Annotated in this window: 9 protein-coding genes; 3 read left to right on the top strand and 6 right to left on the bottom strand. The window is 69.5% G+C overall.

All coding sequences use genetic code 11. The features are described from left to right. Nucleotides 1-219 precede the first annotated feature (219 nt). A complete protein-coding gene (locus MAA8898_RS12185; RefSeq protein WP_176445142.1) occupies nt 220-1,998 on the top strand; it encodes an autotransporter assembly complex protein TamA in 1,779 nt (592 codons plus the stop codon). After that, nucleotides 1,998-6,719 (top strand): translocation/assembly module TamB domain-containing protein, encoded by a 4,722-nt coding sequence (locus MAA8898_RS12180; protein ID WP_094021300.1) that lies wholly within the window; start codon nt 1,998-2,000, stop codon nt 6,717-6,719. The genes MAA8898_RS12185 and MAA8898_RS12180 overlap by 1 nt, the downstream gene beginning before the upstream one ends. A gap of 254 nt (nt 6,720-6,973) precedes the next feature. Here the strand turns inward: MAA8898_RS12180 and MAA8898_RS12175 are convergent, their stop codons facing one another. Further along, entirely contained in the window at nt 6,974-8,338 is a 1,365-nt protein-coding gene (locus tag MAA8898_RS12175) for a mechanosensitive ion channel family protein (protein WP_094021299.1), read from the bottom strand. A 127-nt stretch (nt 8,339-8,465) separates the two neighbouring features. On the opposite strand from MAA8898_RS12175, the gene MAA8898_RS12170 reads away from it, so the two are divergent. Then, nucleotides 8,466-9,476 carry a TAXI family TRAP transporter solute-binding subunit gene (locus MAA8898_RS12170; protein ID WP_094021298.1) on the top strand — a complete coding sequence of 337 codons (1,011 nt, stop codon included), beginning with the start codon at nt 8,466-8,468 and terminating at the stop codon, nt 9,474-9,476. A gap of 43 nt (nt 9,477-9,519) precedes the next feature. Here MAA8898_RS12170 and MAA8898_RS12165 read toward each other — a convergent pair whose 3' ends face one another. From MAA8898_RS12165 to gabT, 5 genes are all read right to left on the bottom strand, one after another. Beyond that, the gene (locus tag MAA8898_RS12165; RefSeq protein ID WP_094021297.1) at nt 9,520-10,998 is read right to left on the bottom strand and encodes an NAD-dependent succinate-semialdehyde dehydrogenase; all 1,479 of its coding nucleotides are present in this window, start codon (nt 10,996-10,998) and stop codon (nt 9,520-9,522) included. Nucleotides 10,999-11,040: 42 nt separating this feature from the next. Continuing rightward, nucleotides 11,041-11,601 carry a carboxymuconolactone decarboxylase family protein gene (locus MAA8898_RS12160; RefSeq protein WP_094021296.1) on the bottom strand — a complete coding sequence of 187 codons (561 nt, stop codon included), beginning with the start codon at nt 11,599-11,601 and terminating at the stop codon, nt 11,041-11,043. Then, nucleotides 11,598-13,223, bottom strand: coding sequence for an FMN-binding glutamate synthase family protein (locus MAA8898_RS12155; protein ID WP_176445141.1), 1,626 nt, complete (start codon nt 13,221-13,223; stop codon nt 11,598-11,600). Before MAA8898_RS12155 ends, MAA8898_RS12160 begins: the two co-directional genes overlap by 4 nt. Nucleotides 13,224-13,225: 2 nt before the next feature. Then, nucleotides 13,226-14,545, bottom strand: coding sequence for an aspartate aminotransferase family protein (locus tag MAA8898_RS12150; protein ID WP_094021294.1), 1,320 nt, complete (start codon nt 14,543-14,545; stop codon nt 13,226-13,228). A gap of 116 nt (nt 14,546-14,661) precedes the next feature. Continuing rightward, nucleotides 14,662-16,119, bottom strand: a complete 1,458-nt coding sequence (gabT, locus tag MAA8898_RS12145) for a 4-aminobutyrate--2-oxoglutarate transaminase (RefSeq protein ID WP_094021293.1) — start codon at nt 16,117-16,119, stop codon at nt 14,662-14,664. Nucleotides 16,120-16,123: the final 4 nt, after the last annotated feature.

The following is a 16,123-nucleotide window of genomic DNA, read 5'->3' as shown; positions in this document are numbered from 1 at the left end:
GGGCGCCTGCGCCAGCCGGTCCTGTGCAAACGGGATACGGAGGCGCGCTGATTCTTGCTGTCATTTGCATTTGCCTCTATGCGTCCGCGCATCATCTTATAGTCTGTGAGCATGGGTGAGCGGCTAGATATCTGCAGGCGGGCGATCAGGCCCCTGGGGTGGTCCGGAACGCGGGTGCGGGTTCTGCGACCGATTTCGCGTGCCCTGGTTTTTGCCGCCATGACAGGCATTTGCCTGACCCTGCCGCAATCGGCCAAGAGCCTTGAAAAGCTGACCTTTGCCATCGTCGGCAAGGAGGACGGCGCGATCGGGGAAAGCCTGCGCGCGGCATCGATTCTCGCCACGCTGAAGGACAGCGGCGACAGCGCGCCGCAGGACGTCCTGGCCGCCGCGCAGGGCGATTATGCGCGGCTGGTCGAGGCGCTGTATGCGCAGGGCTACTATTCGGCCACGGTGCGGATCACGCTCGACGGGCGCGAGGCGGCCGAAATCCCGCCCTTTGCCCCGCCGGCGCGCATCGACCACGTCAAGATCCGGGTCGACCCCGGCAAGCAGTTCACCTTTGGCCGCGCGGTGGTCGCGCCGATCAACAAGCGGGCGCCGATCCCCGAAGGCTTTGCCCCCGGACAGCCGGCGCTGGCGACCGTCGTGCGGGACACCGCGCAGGTGGCGGTCGACAGCTGGCGGTCCATGGGCTACGCCAAGGCGCAGATCGCCGACCAGAAGATCACCGCGCGCCATCCCGTGTCGGAACTGGACGTGACACTGACCGTCGACCGGGGCCAGCGCCTGCGCTTTGGCGACGTGATCGTGACCGAGGACAGCGCGGTGCGCGCCGCGCGCATCCGCCAGATCGCCGGCATCCCGCGCGGCGAGGTGTTCGACCCGGTCGAGGTCGAGGATGCGGCCAGCCGCCTGCGGTCGACCGGCACCTTCCGCTCTGTCACCCTGACCGAAGCCGAGACGGCCTCGCCAGACGGTGAACTGGACATCGTGATCGACGTCACCGACCGCAAGCCGCGCCGCTTCGGCTTTGGCGCGGAATTGTCGTCCTCCGAAGGGGTGGGGCTGTCCGGCTTCTGGCTGCACCGCAACATCCTGGGCGGGGCCGAACGGTTCCGCGTCGAGGGCAAGGCCACCCAGCTGGGCGGCACCGGGATGAACCCCGATTTCTCGATCACGGCGCGGTTCGAGAAACCCGCCGTCTACGGCGCCGACACGCTGTTCTTTGCCACCACGGGCCTCAGCTACGACGACGAACCCGACTACATCGAACGGAAGTTCGCGCTGGGCTTTGGCGTGACGCGGGCGTTTTCCAAGCAGGTCTCGGGCGAGCTGGGGATTTCCTACAGCCGGTCACAGATCACCGACCTGTGGCTGCCCGGCGAACCCGAACGCCTGCTGACGCTGCTGTCGTTTCCCGGCGCGCTGACGATCGACCGGCGCGACGACAAGCTGAACCCGACCGAAGGCTTTTACCTGCGGGCCGAGCTGGAGCCGTTCACCATCCTGAACCGCAGCGATTACGGCGGGCGCTATTCCTTTGACATGCGCGGCTACCGCGCCTTCGGTGCCGACGAAGGCATCGTGCTGGCCGGGCGGGTGCAGCTGGCGGGGCTGGTCGGCCCCGACGCGATGGACGCGCCGCCGGACTTCCTGCTCTACTCGGGCGGAGGGGGCAGCGTGCGCGGCCAACCCTACCGCTCGCTCGACGTGGATTACGGCGGCCTCCGGCTGGGCGGGCGCAGTTTCCTGGGCCTGTCGACCGAGGTGCGCGTCGATGTCACCGACAGCATCGGCGTGGTCGGTTTCGCCGATGCCGGCTATGTCGGCGCCGAAAGCTTTCCCGACGGCACCGGCGATTGGCACGCCGGCGCGGGTCTGGGCCTGCGCTACGACACGCCGGTCGGCCCGATCCGTTTTGACGTCGCGGGGCCGGTGGCCGGTGATACCGGCGACGGCGTGCAGATCTACATAGGGATCGGACAGGCATTCTGATGCGTTTCTTGCGGCTTTTGCTGGTGTTGCTCGTCTGGCCACTGGCCGGTTTCGCGCAGGATGACGACCGGGGCTATATCCAGGGCCTGCTGGAGGACGCGCTGTCCGACGCCGGGCGCGAGGTCAGCATCGAAGGCTTTGCCGGGGCGCTGAGTTCGCGCGCGACCATCGACCGGATCACCGTGGCCGACGACGATGGCGTCTGGCTGACCATGACCGGCGTCGCGATGACCTGGACGCGCGGGTCGCTGTTGCGCGGCGCGGTCGAGATCGACGAGATCAGCGTCGACCGGATCGAGGTGCCGCGCCTGCCGGTGACCGTGGCCAGCGATGCGCCGCCCGCGCCGGAGGCGCGCAGCGCCTTTGCCCTGCCTGAACTGCCGGTGTCGCTGCGCCTCGCGCAGCTGGATCTGCGCGAGGTCGCCCTGGGCGCGCCGGTCGCCACCGAGGACCTTGTGCTGCGGGTGACCGGCAATGCCCAGCTGTCGGGCGGCGAGGGCGATGCCGACCTTCAGGTGGAGCGGCTGGACCGGGGCGGCCTGCTCAAGCTGTCGGGCGCCTATTCCAACACCTCGCGGGTGCTGCGGCTGGATACCCTGTTCCAGGAGCCCGCGGGCGGCCTCGTGGCGCGCAAGCTGGGCCTGCCGGGCGACCCTTCGGTGCTGCTGAGCGTGACCGGCGATGCCCCGGTTGACGATTTCGCCGCCGATCTCAAGCTGGAAACCGACGGCGTCGAGCGGCTGGCCGGGCGGATCGTGCTGCGCGCGGACGGCGATGCCGAGACGCAGCGCCTCTCGCTCGACATCGGCGGTGATCTGGCGCCGGTGGTGGCGCCCGCCTACGGCGAATTCCTGGGCAATGACATCCGGCTCAAGGCCGAGGCGGTGCAGCGCTCGGACGGTTCGATCGAGCTGGAAAACCTCGATCTGCGGGCGCAGGCGCTGGAGCTGACGGGTTACGCGGCGCTGGCGCCGGATGGCTGGCCGCAGCGGCTGGACCTGTCGGGGCGCATCGTGCCGCCCACGGGTGACGAGGTGCTGCTGCCAGTGCCGGGCGCGCAGACCTATATCAAGGGCGCGACGCTGTCGGGCACCTTCGACGCGGCGCGCGGCAACGGCTGGCAGCTGACGCTGGACGCGCGCGGGCTGACCACGGCCGAAGGTTCTGCGGACCGCCTGCAACTGCAAGGCTCGGGCGAGATCGACCGCGCGGCGACCCGCGTCACCGGCGCGCTGACGCTGTCGGGCACGGGGCTTGCCCCGGTCGACGCGGCGCTGGCGCAGGCGCTGGGCGAGACGCTGAACGGCTCGCTGCGGTTTGACTGGCAGCCGGACGCGCCGTTCAATCTGCGCGACATGGACCTCTCCGGGGCCGACTACGGGCTGACCGGCGGGCTGTCGCTGTTCGGGACCGGCTCGCTGAACCCGGTGCTGTCGCCGGACCTGAAGGTGGCGGCGCAGGACCTGTCACGCTTTGCCGGGCTGGCTGGCATCGCGCTGGAGGGCGGCGCGGAACTGGCGGTCACGGGTGAGCTGGGCCTGGTGACGGGCGGCTTCGATTTGGTCCTGAACGGCACGACGCGCGATCTGGCCACCGGGATCGCGCAGCTGGATCCGCTGATCGACGGCGAGGGGCGGCTGGACCTGCGCGCGGTGCGCGACGAATCCGGCCTGCGGGCCGAGCGGCTGTCGCTGATCACGCCGCAGGCGCGCATCACCGGCACCGGGACGCTGGCCACCGGGGCAAGCAGCGGAAAACTGCAAGCGAGCATCCTGGAAACCGGGCTGGTCCTGCCGGGCCTGTCGGGCGCGACGACGGCGGTGGTCAGCGCCGACCAGGCGGGCGACACCTGGACGCTGGACGCCGAAGCCGTCGTGGCCGAGGCTGGCCGTCTGTCCTACCGGGGCACCGTGGACCTGGGCGGCGAGGTGCCGCAGGTCGCCGGGCGGCTGGACGCGGCGCTGTCGACGCTGGCGCCGTTCTCGACCCTGGCGGGGCGCGACCTGGCCGGTTCGGTGGACCTGCGTGTGACCGGTGAGGGGCGGATCGACGGCGCGGCGTTCAACCTGTCCGCCGAAGGCCAGGTGCAGGACGTGCAACTGGGCCTACCGGATGTCGATCCGCTGCTTGCGGGGCGCACGGCGCTGACTCTGGCGGCGGCGCGCACGCTGAACGGGCCGATCAGGCTGGACCCGCTGGACCTGCAAGGCGCGGTGCAGCTGCGCTATGTCGGCACCGTGACCCCGGGTGGCCTGCGCGGGCTGTCGGTCGATGGCGCGCTGACGGCGCGGGTGCCGTCGCTGGCGCTGCTGGCCGGGCTGGCGAAACGCCCGCTGAGCGGCGCGGCCGAGATCGAGGCGCAGGCCAGGGGCGGGCTGCTGGAAGGGGCGCTGACCCTGTCGGGCACGCTGCGCGGGCAGAACGTGGCGTTGGGCCTGGCGCAGGTCGATCCGCTGCTGGCGGGAACGACCCGGCTGGACGTGCAGCTGGAGCGGGAAAGCTCGGGCGCCTACCGGATCGATGACCTGACGCTGGACGGCGTCGTGGACGCGCGCTTTGCCGGGCGGGTGAACCCGGCGGGGGAACGCGGACCCGAAGTGACCGGGCAACTCAGCGCCTCTGCGGCGTCGCTGACGCCGCTTTCGGGGCTGGCGGGGATGCCGCTGCGCGGAGCCGCGCAGATCGAGGCGCAGGCAGACGGCGCGCTGCTGGACGGCCCGCTGACCCTGACCGCCTCGGTGCGGGGGCAGGGGCTTGGCCTGGGTCGGCCGGACATCGACCCGCTGCTGGCGGGGGATACGCGGCTGAACGTCCAGCTCGCGCGCAACGAGGTCGGCGTCTACCAGGTGGACGAACTGGTGTTGGCGGGGCCGGCGGATGTGCGTTTTGTCGGCACGGTGACGCCGGACGGGCTGCGGGGGCCGGAGGTGGATGGCCAGCTGACCGCCTCCGTCGCGTCGCTGACGCCGTTTTCGGGGCTGGCGGGCATGTCGTTGCGCGGGGCAGCACAGCTCGAGGCGCAGGCCTCGGGCGGGGTGCTGGACGGGCCGCTGACGCTGACCGCCCTGGTGCGCGGGCAGGGGCTGGGCATCGGGTTGCCGACTGTCGATCCGTTGCTGACCGGCAATACCCAGCTGGACGTCAACATCGCGCGCGAAGAGGGCGGCGCCTACCGCATCGACGCGCTCAGCCTGGACGCCAGCGGCATCGACGCCGATATCTCGGGCCGCTATGCGGCCGAGTCCGGCGCCGAACTGGCGCTGGACCTGCGGCTGGCCAACCTCGCGTCGATCGTGTCTGAGCTGTCCGGACCGGCCAGCGTGACCGGGACCGCGCGGCAGACCGGATCGGGCTGGCAGGTGGACCTCCGCGGCAGCGGGCCCGCCGGGATCGGTGCCACGGTCAGCGGCACCACGGCCACGGATTTCCGCACGCTGGACCTGAACCTGAACGGTTCGGCCCCGCTGTCACTGGCCAACGGCTACATCACGCCGCAGGTGGTCACGGGGCTGCTGTCCTTTGACATCGCGCTGCGCGGCGCGCCGTCGCTGGGCGCGGTGTCGGGCACCGTGTCGACCAGCGGGGCGCGCTTTGCCGCGCCGGCGCAGAACATCGTGCTGAACGATCTGGGCGGCGAGATGCGGCTGTCCGGCGGGCAGGCGCAGGCATCCTTTGCGGCCAACCTTGGCAACGGCGGCCGGGTCGAGCTGTCGGGGCCGGTGGCGCTGACGCCTCCCTTTGCCAGCGATCTGGTGCTGCAACTGCGCGACGCGGTGCTGCAACAGGCGGGACTGTTCGAAACCACCGCGAGCGGCCGGGTCGAGGTCAAGGGCGCGCTGACCGGCGGCGCGTCGATCGGCGGGGTGATCGACCTCGGCACTGTCGAGGCGCGCATTCCCAACATCGGCGCCAGCTACGCGGCGCTGGACGGGTTGCGCCACGTGGGGATGCCGCAGGACGTGCAGCTGACGCTGAAGTTCGCCGGTCTCGACAAGACCGAGGCGCAGCGGGCGGCGCCCTTGCCGCCCTATCCGCTGGACCTGGTCATCCGGGCGGAGAACAAGATCTTTGTGCGCGGGCGCGGGCTGGACGCCGAGCTGGGCGGACGGCTGCGGCTGAGCGGAACATCGGCGGACGTCGTGCCGATCGGCCAGTTCGACCTGATCCGGGGCCGGCTGGACCTGCTGGGGCGGCGGCTGGAGCTGACCGAGGGGTCGGTGGCGCTGCGCGGCAGTTTCGATCCGGTGATCCGCTTTGTCGCGACGACGCGTGTCGAGGACACCGACATCACCATCACCATCGAAGGCCCGGCCTCGTCGCCGGAGCTGACCGTGGGATCGGTGCCCGAGCTGCCGCAGGACGAGGCGCTGTCCTTCTTCCTGTTCGGCAAGTCGGTGACCAACCTGTCGGCCTTGCAGGCGGTGCAGCTGGCCAACGCGGTGCGGACGCTGTCCGGGCGCGGCGGGCTGGGCCTGACGGACTCGCTACGCGGCGGGCTGGGGGTGTCGGACCTGGACATCGGCACGGCGGACGACGGCACCGCGCAGGCGCGGGTCGGCACCTACATCGGCGAGAACATCTACAGCGACGTCACCGTGAACGCCAAGGGCGAGAGCGAGATCAACCTGAACCTGACGGTGAACCCCAGCGTGACCGTGCGCGGGCGGCTGAGCTCGGACGGGAGCAGCGGCATCGGCGTCTATTTCGAGCGCGATTACTGAGGCAGGTGAGGTCGGCGGTACGGCGCTCCTCGTCGCCTTGCGGCGCCGATTTCGCCCCGCCCGCCGTCCCCGGAACGCGCCTGCGGCGCGTCTAGTATGGCGCTGGTTCCGTTCCAGAGAGGGGCGAGGCGGGCCTCCCCAGCCTTGGCAGGGCGCGCCTGGGCGAGCCGTCCGTTGGGGGCTCTGAGCCCGTCGCGGCGGGGCCGCGACTCCCCCGAGGTATTTCCGGCCAGAAGAAGACGCGAGGCGGCGCGTCAGTCCTGCGTCGGTCTGCGTGGCCGGTCCATGCGCAGCGTCAGCTCGGAGTCGGGCTTGATGTGCAGGTCACGGTGGCCGAGGCGGGTGCGGATGCCGTGATTGCGATAGCTGGTCCAGACCGCCAGCAGCACGTCGCTGCGCACGTTGATGATGCCGTTGGTCGGGTCCTCGATCCAGAAGCGCAGCTCGAGGTTGACGCAGCTGTCGCCAAAGCTCATCAGGCGGCAGACCGGTTCGGGGCTGTGCAGCACGCGCGGCGTGTCAAGGGCGGCATCGACGGCGGCCTTCATCGCCAGCGGCACGTCGCTTTCGAAATCGATCGCGATGGGGGTGAGCAGGCGCAGCCGGTTGTGGCTGTAGGACCAGTTGACGATGCGCTGCGAGATCAGCTCTTCGTTCGGGACCAGCCATTCGGTGCCATCGCGCGTGGTCAACGAAACGTAGCGCGCGTTCAGCGCGGTGACCCAGCCGAACAGTTGCACCGTGCGGTCCGAGGGGTTGCTGAGTTCCAGCACGTCGCCCGGCTTGATCGACCGGTCGATCAGCAGCAGCAGGCCGCTGATCAGGTTCGACACGGTCTTTTGCATGCCGAAGCCCAGCGCCACGCCCAGCGCGCCGGTGACAAGGGCAAAGGCGGTGATGTCAATGCCGACGCTGGTCAGCGCAAAGATCAGCGCGACGCCAACCAGGCCGAGGCGCAGGAGCTTGCTGGTCAGCACGCGCAGCGAGGGCGCCATGCCGCGGGCGTTTTCCACCCGGTTCTCGACCAGGTGGGCGATCAGCAGGGCGACCCAGACGAAAAGCGTGACCTGCACCGTGCCGCGCAGCACGTCGAGCACCGACAGGTGGATCGACCCCAGATTGATGCCGATCAGGTCCAGCCGGACGATCAGCGTCTCGAACAGGCCCAGCAGATTGGCGGCGGTGACGGCAAAGGCCACCGTGAAGGCCACGCGCGACAGAAAGACGTTGCGGATGACCCCGGAGAGCAGCCGCAGCACGACCCAGGCCGCCGTCAGTTGCAGCGCCGCGGTCAAGAGACCGCTGGGCAGGCCCATGAGCCCGGCCACGGAGGCGGCGACAAGGAAGGCGGGCAGGCAGAGCAGCGGCACCGACAGGGCCAGCAGCGCCGCACCGAAACCGCGGCCCCAGCTCCAACGGCGGCCGGCGGCGTCGAACAGCCGCTCCAGCCGGGGGCGGGCGCGGGCAGAGACCAGGAAGGCCAGCGCCAGCGCAAAGGCCCCCACGGCGATCTGGCCCAGCGTGCCGGGCACCAGGACCTGCGTCAGCACCCAGTGTTCGACCCGCATCCGCAGGCTTTCGAGGGAGATGACGTCGATCAGTCGCTGATAGCTTTCCATCGCTCTGCCCGTGGTGCCTGCCGTGAAACTGTAAACGACCGCAGCGCATTGGCAACGTGTCCCGCGCGGGCTTTCCTTTCGCTGCGGGGTTTTCTACGCTGAGGTCACTGGCTGAGGAGACAGGTCGATGTCCGGACCCCCCCGCGGCCTGCGCGCCGCCCTGCTGGCGGCGCTGGCAGGCTGCATAGCGCTGGCGGCGATGCTGGCGGTGCCTTCGGGATCGGCCGGACCGCCGCCGCGTCTGGTGAGTATCTCCACCGGCAGTCCCGAAGGGGTCTACTATTTTGCCGGGGGCAGCCTGTGTGCGCTGATCAACGACCGACGTTGGGAACATGGCATCCGTTGCGTCGTGCGCGCCAGCGGCGGGTCGATCGACAACCTGAACGCCCTGCGGCGCGGCGACGCCACCTTTGCGGTCGTGCAGTCGGACTGGCAGTCGCACGCGCTGGACGGCACCGATGTCTTTGCCGGGCGCGGGCCGGACCGCACGCTGCGCTCCATCGTGTCGCTGTACCCGGAGGCGTTCACCGTGATTGCCCGCGCCTCTGCCGGGATCTCCAAGTTTTCCGACCTCGCTGGCAAGCGGATCAGTATCGGGCCGATCGGGTCGGGCGGGCGGGCGACGATGGAGGCGGTCATGGCGCAGGCCGGATGGACCGCGACGGATTTCGGCTATCTGGCGGATTATGCCACCTCGGCGCTGGAACAATCGCTGTGCAGCGGTGACATCGACGCGGCGGTCCTGGTGATCGGCCATCCGAACCTGGCGGTCGAGGGGCTGTTCGCCTCCTGCGACCTGATCCTGGTGCCGCTGGAGCGGCCGCTGGTGGAGCAGCTTGCGGCGGATTACCCATATTACCTGGCCAGCGCGATCCCCGGCGGCACCTATCCGGGGCAGGGGACGGACGTGGAGACCTTTGCCCTGGCGGCGACGCTTGTGACCAGCGCCTCGGCCCCGCCGGCGGCGGTGAACGCGCTGGTGCGGGCGCTGGACGAAGGGCTGCCGGCGTTCCGGGCGCGCCACCCGGCCTTTGCCGAATTCGACACCCGGCAGATGCTGACGGAGGGGCTGACCGCGCCGATCTACGGCACCGCGCGGCGGTTCCTTGAAGAGGCGGGCTGGTCAGCGGTGGAGTAGGGCGGGGCGGACCGGCGACGAGGCCGGACCGCCCAAGTCATCGTCACACCGAGGTGCAGATGTACTTCATCTCGAGGAATTCCTCGATCCCGTGGTGGCTGCCCTCGCGGCCGAGGCCGGATTGCTTGACGCCGCCGAAGGGCGCGACCTCGGTCGAGATCAGGCCGGTGTTGACTCCGACCATGCCGTATTCCAGCGCCTCCTGCACCTTGGTCACGCGGCCCAGGTCACGGGCGTAGAAATAGGCTGCCAGGCCAAAGATCGTGTCGTTGGCCAGCTCGATCACCTCGTCCACCGTCTCGAACCTGAAGAGCGGGGCGAGCGGGCCAAAGGTCTCTTCCTCGGCAAAGGCCATCTCGCGCGTCGCACCCGTCACGATGGTCGGCTGGAAGAAGGTGCCGCCCATCTCGTGCCGCTTGCCGCCGGTCAGGATCTTCGCACCCTTGGAGAGCGCGTCGGCGATGTGTTCCTCGACCTTGTCGACGGCGGCGGCGTTGATCAGCGGGCCGAACTGCGGCGCGTCGGACAGGCCGTCGCCGACCTTCATCGCCTCGACCTTGGCGGCCAGCTTTTTTGCGAAGGCGTCATAGACACCGGCCTGCACGTAGATCCGGTTGGCGCAGACGCAGGTCTGGCCGTTGTTGCGGTACTTGGAGATGATCGCCCCCTCGACTGCGGCATCCAGGTCGGCGTCGTCGAAGACGATGAAGGGCGCGTTGCCGCCCAGTTCCATCGAGCATTTCATCACCTGGTCGGCGGCCTGCTTGAGCAGGATGCGCCCGACCTCGGTGGAGCCGGTAAAGGTCAGCTTGCGCACCTTGGGGTTCTCGCAGAATTCCTTGCCGATGGCGGAGGAGCGCGAGGAGGGGATGATCGACAGCACGCCCTTGGGAATGCCGGCGCGGTCGGCCAGTTCGCCCAGGGCCAGCGCCGACAGCGGCGTCTCGGCCGCGGGGCGGGCAATGAAGGCGCAGCCGGCGGCCAGCGCCGGGCCGACCTTGCGGGTGATCATCGCGTTGGGGAAGTTCCACGGCGTGATCGAGGCGGCGACGCCGATGGGCTGCTTGATGACGGTGATGCGCTTGTCGCGCTGGTGGCCGGGGATGGTTTCGCCGTAGACGCGCTTGGCCTCTTCGGAAAACCACTCGATGAAGCTGGCACCATAGAGGATTTCGCCCTTGGCCTCGGCCAGCGGCTTGCCCTGCTCGGCGGTCAGGATGGTGGCGAGGTCGTCGGCGTGCTGGACCATCAGTTCGTACCACTTGCGCAGGACGGCGGCGCGTTCCTTGCCGGTCCATTTCGCCCATTCCTTTTGCGCGGCATAGGCGGCGTCGATGGCGCGGGCGGTCTCGGCGCGGGTCAGGTCGGCCACTTCGGCGATGGTGTCGCCGCGCGCCGGGTTGGACACCGGGAACGTGGCGCCGTCGTCGGCATCGGCCCAGTCGCCGGCGAGATAGGCCTGGGTCCGGAGGATCGCCGGGTCCTTGAGAAGGTCCTTGAGACCGGTCACGGATTTCAGCATGGGATCACCTTTCTTGCTTGCGGTGTGCGCGGGCGGGGGCCGTCAGCGGCCGCCCGGGTTCAGGGGGGTCTGGCGCAGCGCCTCGGCGATGTCATCGTCGAGCGGCACCTCGAAGGAGTTCAGTGCGTAGCCGAGCACCGAGTAGAAGCCAACCGTGGCGATCAGGTCGAGCACGGCAGGCTTGCCCAGGTCCCGGGTGATCGCCGCGATGCTGGCGTCCGACAGCCTGTGGCTGTCCATCAGCTCGTCCACGGCGCGCGCGATCATCGCGTCGCGCGGGGCCATATCCTGACACGGGCCGGCGATGGAGGCAATGCGGGCGTCGGTCAGGCCGCGCTTGCGGGCGCGGTCGATGTGCTGGTCCCATTCGTAGGACGAGCCAAGCCGATGGCCCGCGCGCAGGATCGTCACCTCGGACAGTTCGGGGCCCAGCGCGGTCTGGTTGACGATGTGTTCGCGCAACGGCGCCCAGGCGCGCAGCAGGTCCGGGTGATGCGCCATGACGCGGTAGACGTTCAGCGCCCCGGCAAAGCCCGCGCGCATGTCGGCCACGCTCTCGGGCCAGGCCGCGTCCGCGATCGGCGAAAAGTCCGTGTCGGTCATGCGCCGCGCCGGGTCTCGGTGTCGAACGGCTGGAAGCTGTCCGCCGCCGCGCGGCGCCACCGCTTGCGGTAACCCCTTTCGTCGTCGGCGTCGTCGTTCAGCAGGAATCCCTCGGGCAAGTAGGGATAGATTTCGTCGCCCGTCACCATGGTGCGCTCACCCTCGCGCAGCAGCAGGTGGAAGGGCAGGAATTCCCCGGGGTGCAGCAGGCCGGCGGCGGCGGTCAGCTCGCCGATGGCGTGCATGGTGTTCTTGTGAAAGCGCGCCACGCGCTCGGCCTTGTCGGGCACCACCAGCGCGCGGGCGCGGCGCGGGTCCTGCGTGGCGACGCCCACGGGGCAATGGTTGGTGTGGCAGGCCTGCGCCTGGATGCAGCCGACCGAGAACATGAAGCCGCGTGCCGAATTGGCCCAGTCGGCGCCCAGCGCGATGGCCTTGAGGATGGCGAATGACGACACCAGCTTGCCCGAGGCGCCGATCTTGACCCGGTCGCGCAGCCCGGCACCGCGCAGGGTGTTGTGGGCAAAGGTCAGCCCCTCGACCAGCGGCATGCCCATGTGGTCGGCGAATTCCACCGGAGCGGCGCCGGTGCCGCCTTCCTTGCCGTCCACCACGATGAAGTCGGGGACGATGCCCGTTTCCAGCATCGCCTTGACCATGCACATGAATTCGCGCCGGTGACCGATGCACAGCTTGAAACCCACCGGTTTGCCGTCCGACAGTTCGCGCAGCTTGCCGATGAACTGCATCATCTCGATCGGGGTCTGGAACTCGGGGTGCGACGCCGGCGAGACGCAGTCCACGCCCATCGGGATGCCGCGCGCCTCGGCGATCTCGGGGGTGATCTTGGCGCCGGGCAGCATGCCGCCATGGCCGGGCTTGGCGCCCTGGCTCATCTTCAGCTCGATCATCTTGACCTGCGGGTCGGCGGCCTGGTCGCGGAACCGTTCGGGGTCAAAGCGGCCCTCGCCGGTGCGGCAGCCGAAATAGCCCGAACCGATCTCCCAGATCAGGTCGCCGCCGCCCTCGCGGTGATAGCGGCTGATGCTGCCCTCGCCGGTGTCGTGGGCAAAGCCGCCAGCCTTTGCGCCCTTGTTCAGCGCAAGGATCGCGTTGCCCGACAGCGCGCCAAAGCTCATCGCCGAGATGTTGAACAGCGAGGCGCTGTAAGGCTGCTTGCAGTCCGGACCGCCGATCGGCACGCGAAAGTCGAAATCGTCGATCTTTGTCGGCTGGGCGGAATGGGTCAGCCATTCATAGCCCGCGTCGTAGACCCGGCGGCGGGTGCCAAAGGGACGCTTGTCCTCGACGCCCTTGGCGCGCTGGTAGACCAGGCTGCGCTGTTCGCGCGAAAACGGCTCTTCGTCGGCGTCGCTTTCGATCAGGTACTGGCGGATCTCCGGCCGGATGCCTTCGAACAGAAACCGCATGTGGCCGAGAATCGGATAGTTGCGCAGGATCGAATGGCTGGTCTGGGTGACGTCGTAGACCCCCAGCGCGGTCAGGAAACCGAAGAACGCGACGCCGATCAGGAACCACGGCTGGAACAGCGACAGCGCCAGCGAGGCGATCGTCAGGGCAATGGCAAAGACGAGGACCGAGAAACGGTTGAGTTGCAACATGATCAGATCACCGCCGCGATGGCTTTGGACAGCTTGTCGACCAACTCGTCCAACTGGGCGTCCTCGATGATGAAGGGCGGGGCGAGCAGGATGTGGTCGCCGTGCTTGCCGTCGATGGTGCCGGACATCGGGTAGCAGATCAGCCCCTCGGCAAAGGCGGCCTTCTTGATCTTGCCGGCGACGCCGCGCGCGGGGTCAAAGACCGCCTTGGTGTCGCGGTCGGCCACCAGTTCGATGCCGCGAAACAGCCCGCGCCCGCGCAGGTCGCCGACGTGGGGGTGCTGGCCAAAGCGCTCTTGCAGCCTGGCGGCCAGCTTGTCGCCCTGTTCGCGCACGCGCGGGACAAGGCCGCGGTCAAGGATGCTGCCGACGACGGCCAGCCCGCAGGCGGCGGCGGTGGGGTGGCCGATGTAGGTGTGGCCGTGCTGGAAAAAGCCCGATCCGTCCTCGATCGCCTTGTAGATCTGCGCGGTGCAGAGCATGGCGCCGATCGGCTGGTAGCCCGCGCCCAGCCCCTTGGCGATGCAGGCGATGTCGGGCACGATGCCGTCCTGTTCGCAGGCGAACAGGCTGCCGGTGCGGCCCATGCCGCACATGACCTCGTCGAGGATCAGCAGCACGCCGTACTTGTCGCAGATCTCGCGGATGCGCTTGAAATAACCCGGTGCAGGGGGCAGGGCGCCCGCCGTCGCGCCGACGACCGGCTCGGCCATGAAGGCCATGACGGTTTCGGGGCCAAGGCGCAGGATCTCGTCCTCCAGCGCCTGCGCGGCGCGGAACCCGTAGGCCTCGGGGCTCTCGCCGTCGTGTTTCAGGCGGTATTCGTAGCAGGGGTCGATGTGGCTGACGTCCAGCAGCAGCGGCCCGAACTGCGCGCGGCGCCATTCGTTGCCGCCCGCGCTGAGCGCGCCGATGGTGTTGCCGTGGTAGCTCTGCTTGCGGGCAATGAGGCGCGACCGCTGCGGCTCGCCCTTTTCGACCCAGTATTGGCGGGCCAGCTTGATCGCTGCCTCGGTCGCCTCCGATCCACCGGAGACGAGGTAGACGCGGTCAAGGTCGCCGGGCGCGTTGGCGATCAGCAGGTCGGCCAGTTCCTCGGCGGGTTCGGAGGTGAAGAAACCGGTGTGGGCAAAGGCGACGCGGTCAAGCTGGGCTTTGATGGCGTCGACCACCACGCTGTCGTTGTGGCCCAGGCAGGACACGGCGGCGCCACCCGAGGCGTCAAGGTACTGCTTGCCCGTCGAATCGAAGAGGTAGCAGCCTTCGCCGCCGACGGCGACGGGCAGGCTCTGGCGGGTGTGTCGGGGAAAGATATGGGACATGGCGCACCCTCCGAGGTCGCGATTGGTTCGGACATTGACCCGATGAGTGTACCAAGCCGGGAGCGAACCGCCAGAGGGCGGCGCGGGTTGCCCCGCACCGCCCTGATATCACGCGGTTATTCCGCGGCGTGGGTCCGTTCGGCGGCGATTGCCTCGGCCAGCGCGGCCTCGAAGATGGCCATGCCTTCGTCGATGATCGCGTCCGAGGCGGTCAGCGGCACCATGATGCGCACCGCGTTGCCGTGCATCCCGCAGGACAGCAGGATCAGGCCACGCTTCAGCGCATGGGCGATCACCGACTTGGTCAGCGCGGCGTCCGGGGTCGCGGATTCGAAGTCGGTCACGAATTCGACCGCCAGCATCGCGCCCAGGCCACGGATGTCCCACATCCGGTAGGGCGCCACGCGCGCTCCCATGTCGGCAAAGCGGGCGCGCATGCTCTCACCCAGCGCGGTGGAGCGGGCCAGCAGGCCTTCGGCCTCGATCGCCTCGATGGCGGCGAGGGCGGCGGCGCAGGCCACCGGGTTGCCGCCGTAGGTGCCGCCCAGACCGCCGGGGGCCAGCGCGTCCATCACGTCGGCGCGGCCGATCACGCCGGCGACCGGGTAGCCGCCCGCCATGGACTTGGCGCAGGTGATCAGGTCAGGCACGACGCCGGAGTGCTGGATGGCAAACCACGCGCCGGTGCGGGCAAAGCCGGCCTGGATCTCGTCCGAGATCAGCAGGATGCCGTGCTTGTCGCAGATCGCGCGCAGCGCCTGCCACATCTCGACCGGCACCGGGTGGTAGCCGCCTTCGCCGAGCACCGGCTCGAGGATGATGGCGGCGACACGTTCCGGCTGGGCGTCGGTCAGGAACAGGGTTTCCAGCGCGCGGATCGAATCCTCGACCGTGATCCCGGCGCGGGCATCCGGGAAAGGCGCGCGGAAGATGTCCGACGGGAAGGGGCCGACGTCCTTCTTGTAGGGGTTGACCTTGCCGGTCATGCCCAGCGTCAACAGGGTGCGGCCGTGGTATCCGGCGGTAAAGGCGATGACGCCCGGGCGGCGGGTGTAGGCGCGGGCGATCTTGACCGCGTTCTCGACCGCTTCGGCGCCGGTGGTGACCAGCAGCGTCTTCTTGGCGAAATCGCCGGGGGCGAGCGCGTTCAGCTTTTCGGCCAGCGCGACGTAGGGCTCATAGGGCACCACCTGGAAGGAGGTGTGCGTATAGCGGTCTTCCTGCGCCTTGGCGGCGGCGATCACGCCCGGGTGGCGGTGGCCCGTGTTCAGCACGGCGATGCCGCCGGCGAAGTCGATGTAGCGGTTGCCCTCGACGTCCCACAGTTCGGCGTTCTCGGCATGCGCGGCGAATACCGGCGCGGCCGATCCGACGCCGCGTGCCACGGCGGCTTCGCGGCGGGCCCAAAGCGCGGCGTTGGTGGTGGCGGGTGCGCGGGCGGCGGCGGCTGCCACCGGTGCGGGCGTCACGATTTCGGCCGTGGCCGTCGCGGCAGCACGGGCCGCTGCCGCCTTGACGGTCTTGGCGGTACGGGGACTCTTGCGCGCTGTGGGGGTTTTGCGTGTGGTGGCCATGACC

Source organism: Antarctobacter aquimaris (assembly GCF_900184945.1).
In the GTDB taxonomy this organism is placed as follows: Bacteria; Pseudomonadota; Alphaproteobacteria; order Rhodobacterales; family Rhodobacteraceae; genus Maliponia; species Maliponia aquimaris.
The sequence above is the reverse complement of the archived record's forward strand: the minus strand, read 5'-3'. Positions and strand labels throughout refer to the sequence as shown.

What these genes read in the sequence shown, in the direction of transcription:
- MAA8898_RS12185 (WP_176445142.1), top strand. Translation starts at nt 220, where the DNA reads ATGACAGGCATTTGCCTGACCCTGCCGCAATCGGCCAAGAGCCTTGAA.
- MAA8898_RS12180 (WP_094021300.1), top strand. Translation starts at nt 1,998, where the DNA reads ATGCGTTTCTTGCGGCTTTTGCTGGTGTTGCTCGTCTGGCCACTGGCC.
- MAA8898_RS12175 (WP_094021299.1), bottom strand. Translation starts at nt 8,338, where the DNA reads ATGGAAAGCTATCAGCGACTGATCGACGTCATCTCCCTCGAAAGCCTG.
- MAA8898_RS12170 (WP_094021298.1), top strand. Translation starts at nt 8,466, where the DNA reads ATGTCCGGACCCCCCCGCGGCCTGCGCGCCGCCCTGCTGGCGGCGCTG.
- MAA8898_RS12165 (WP_094021297.1), bottom strand. Translation starts at nt 10,998, where the DNA reads ATGCTGAAATCCGTGACCGGTCTCAAGGACCTTCTCAAGGACCCGGCG.
- MAA8898_RS12160 (WP_094021296.1), bottom strand. Translation starts at nt 11,601, where the DNA reads ATGACCGACACGGACTTTTCGCCGATCGCGGACGCGGCCTGGCCCGAG.
- MAA8898_RS12155 (WP_176445141.1), bottom strand. Translation starts at nt 13,223, where the DNA reads ATGTTGCAACTCAACCGTTTCTCGGTCCTCGTCTTTGCCATTGCCCTG.
- MAA8898_RS12150 (WP_094021294.1), bottom strand. Translation starts at nt 14,545, where the DNA reads ATGTCCCATATCTTTCCCCGACACACCCGCCAGAGCCTGCCCGTCGCC.
- gabT (WP_094021293.1), bottom strand. Translation starts at nt 16,119, where the DNA reads ATGGCCACCACACGCAAAACCCCCACAGCGCGCAAGAGTCCCCGTACC.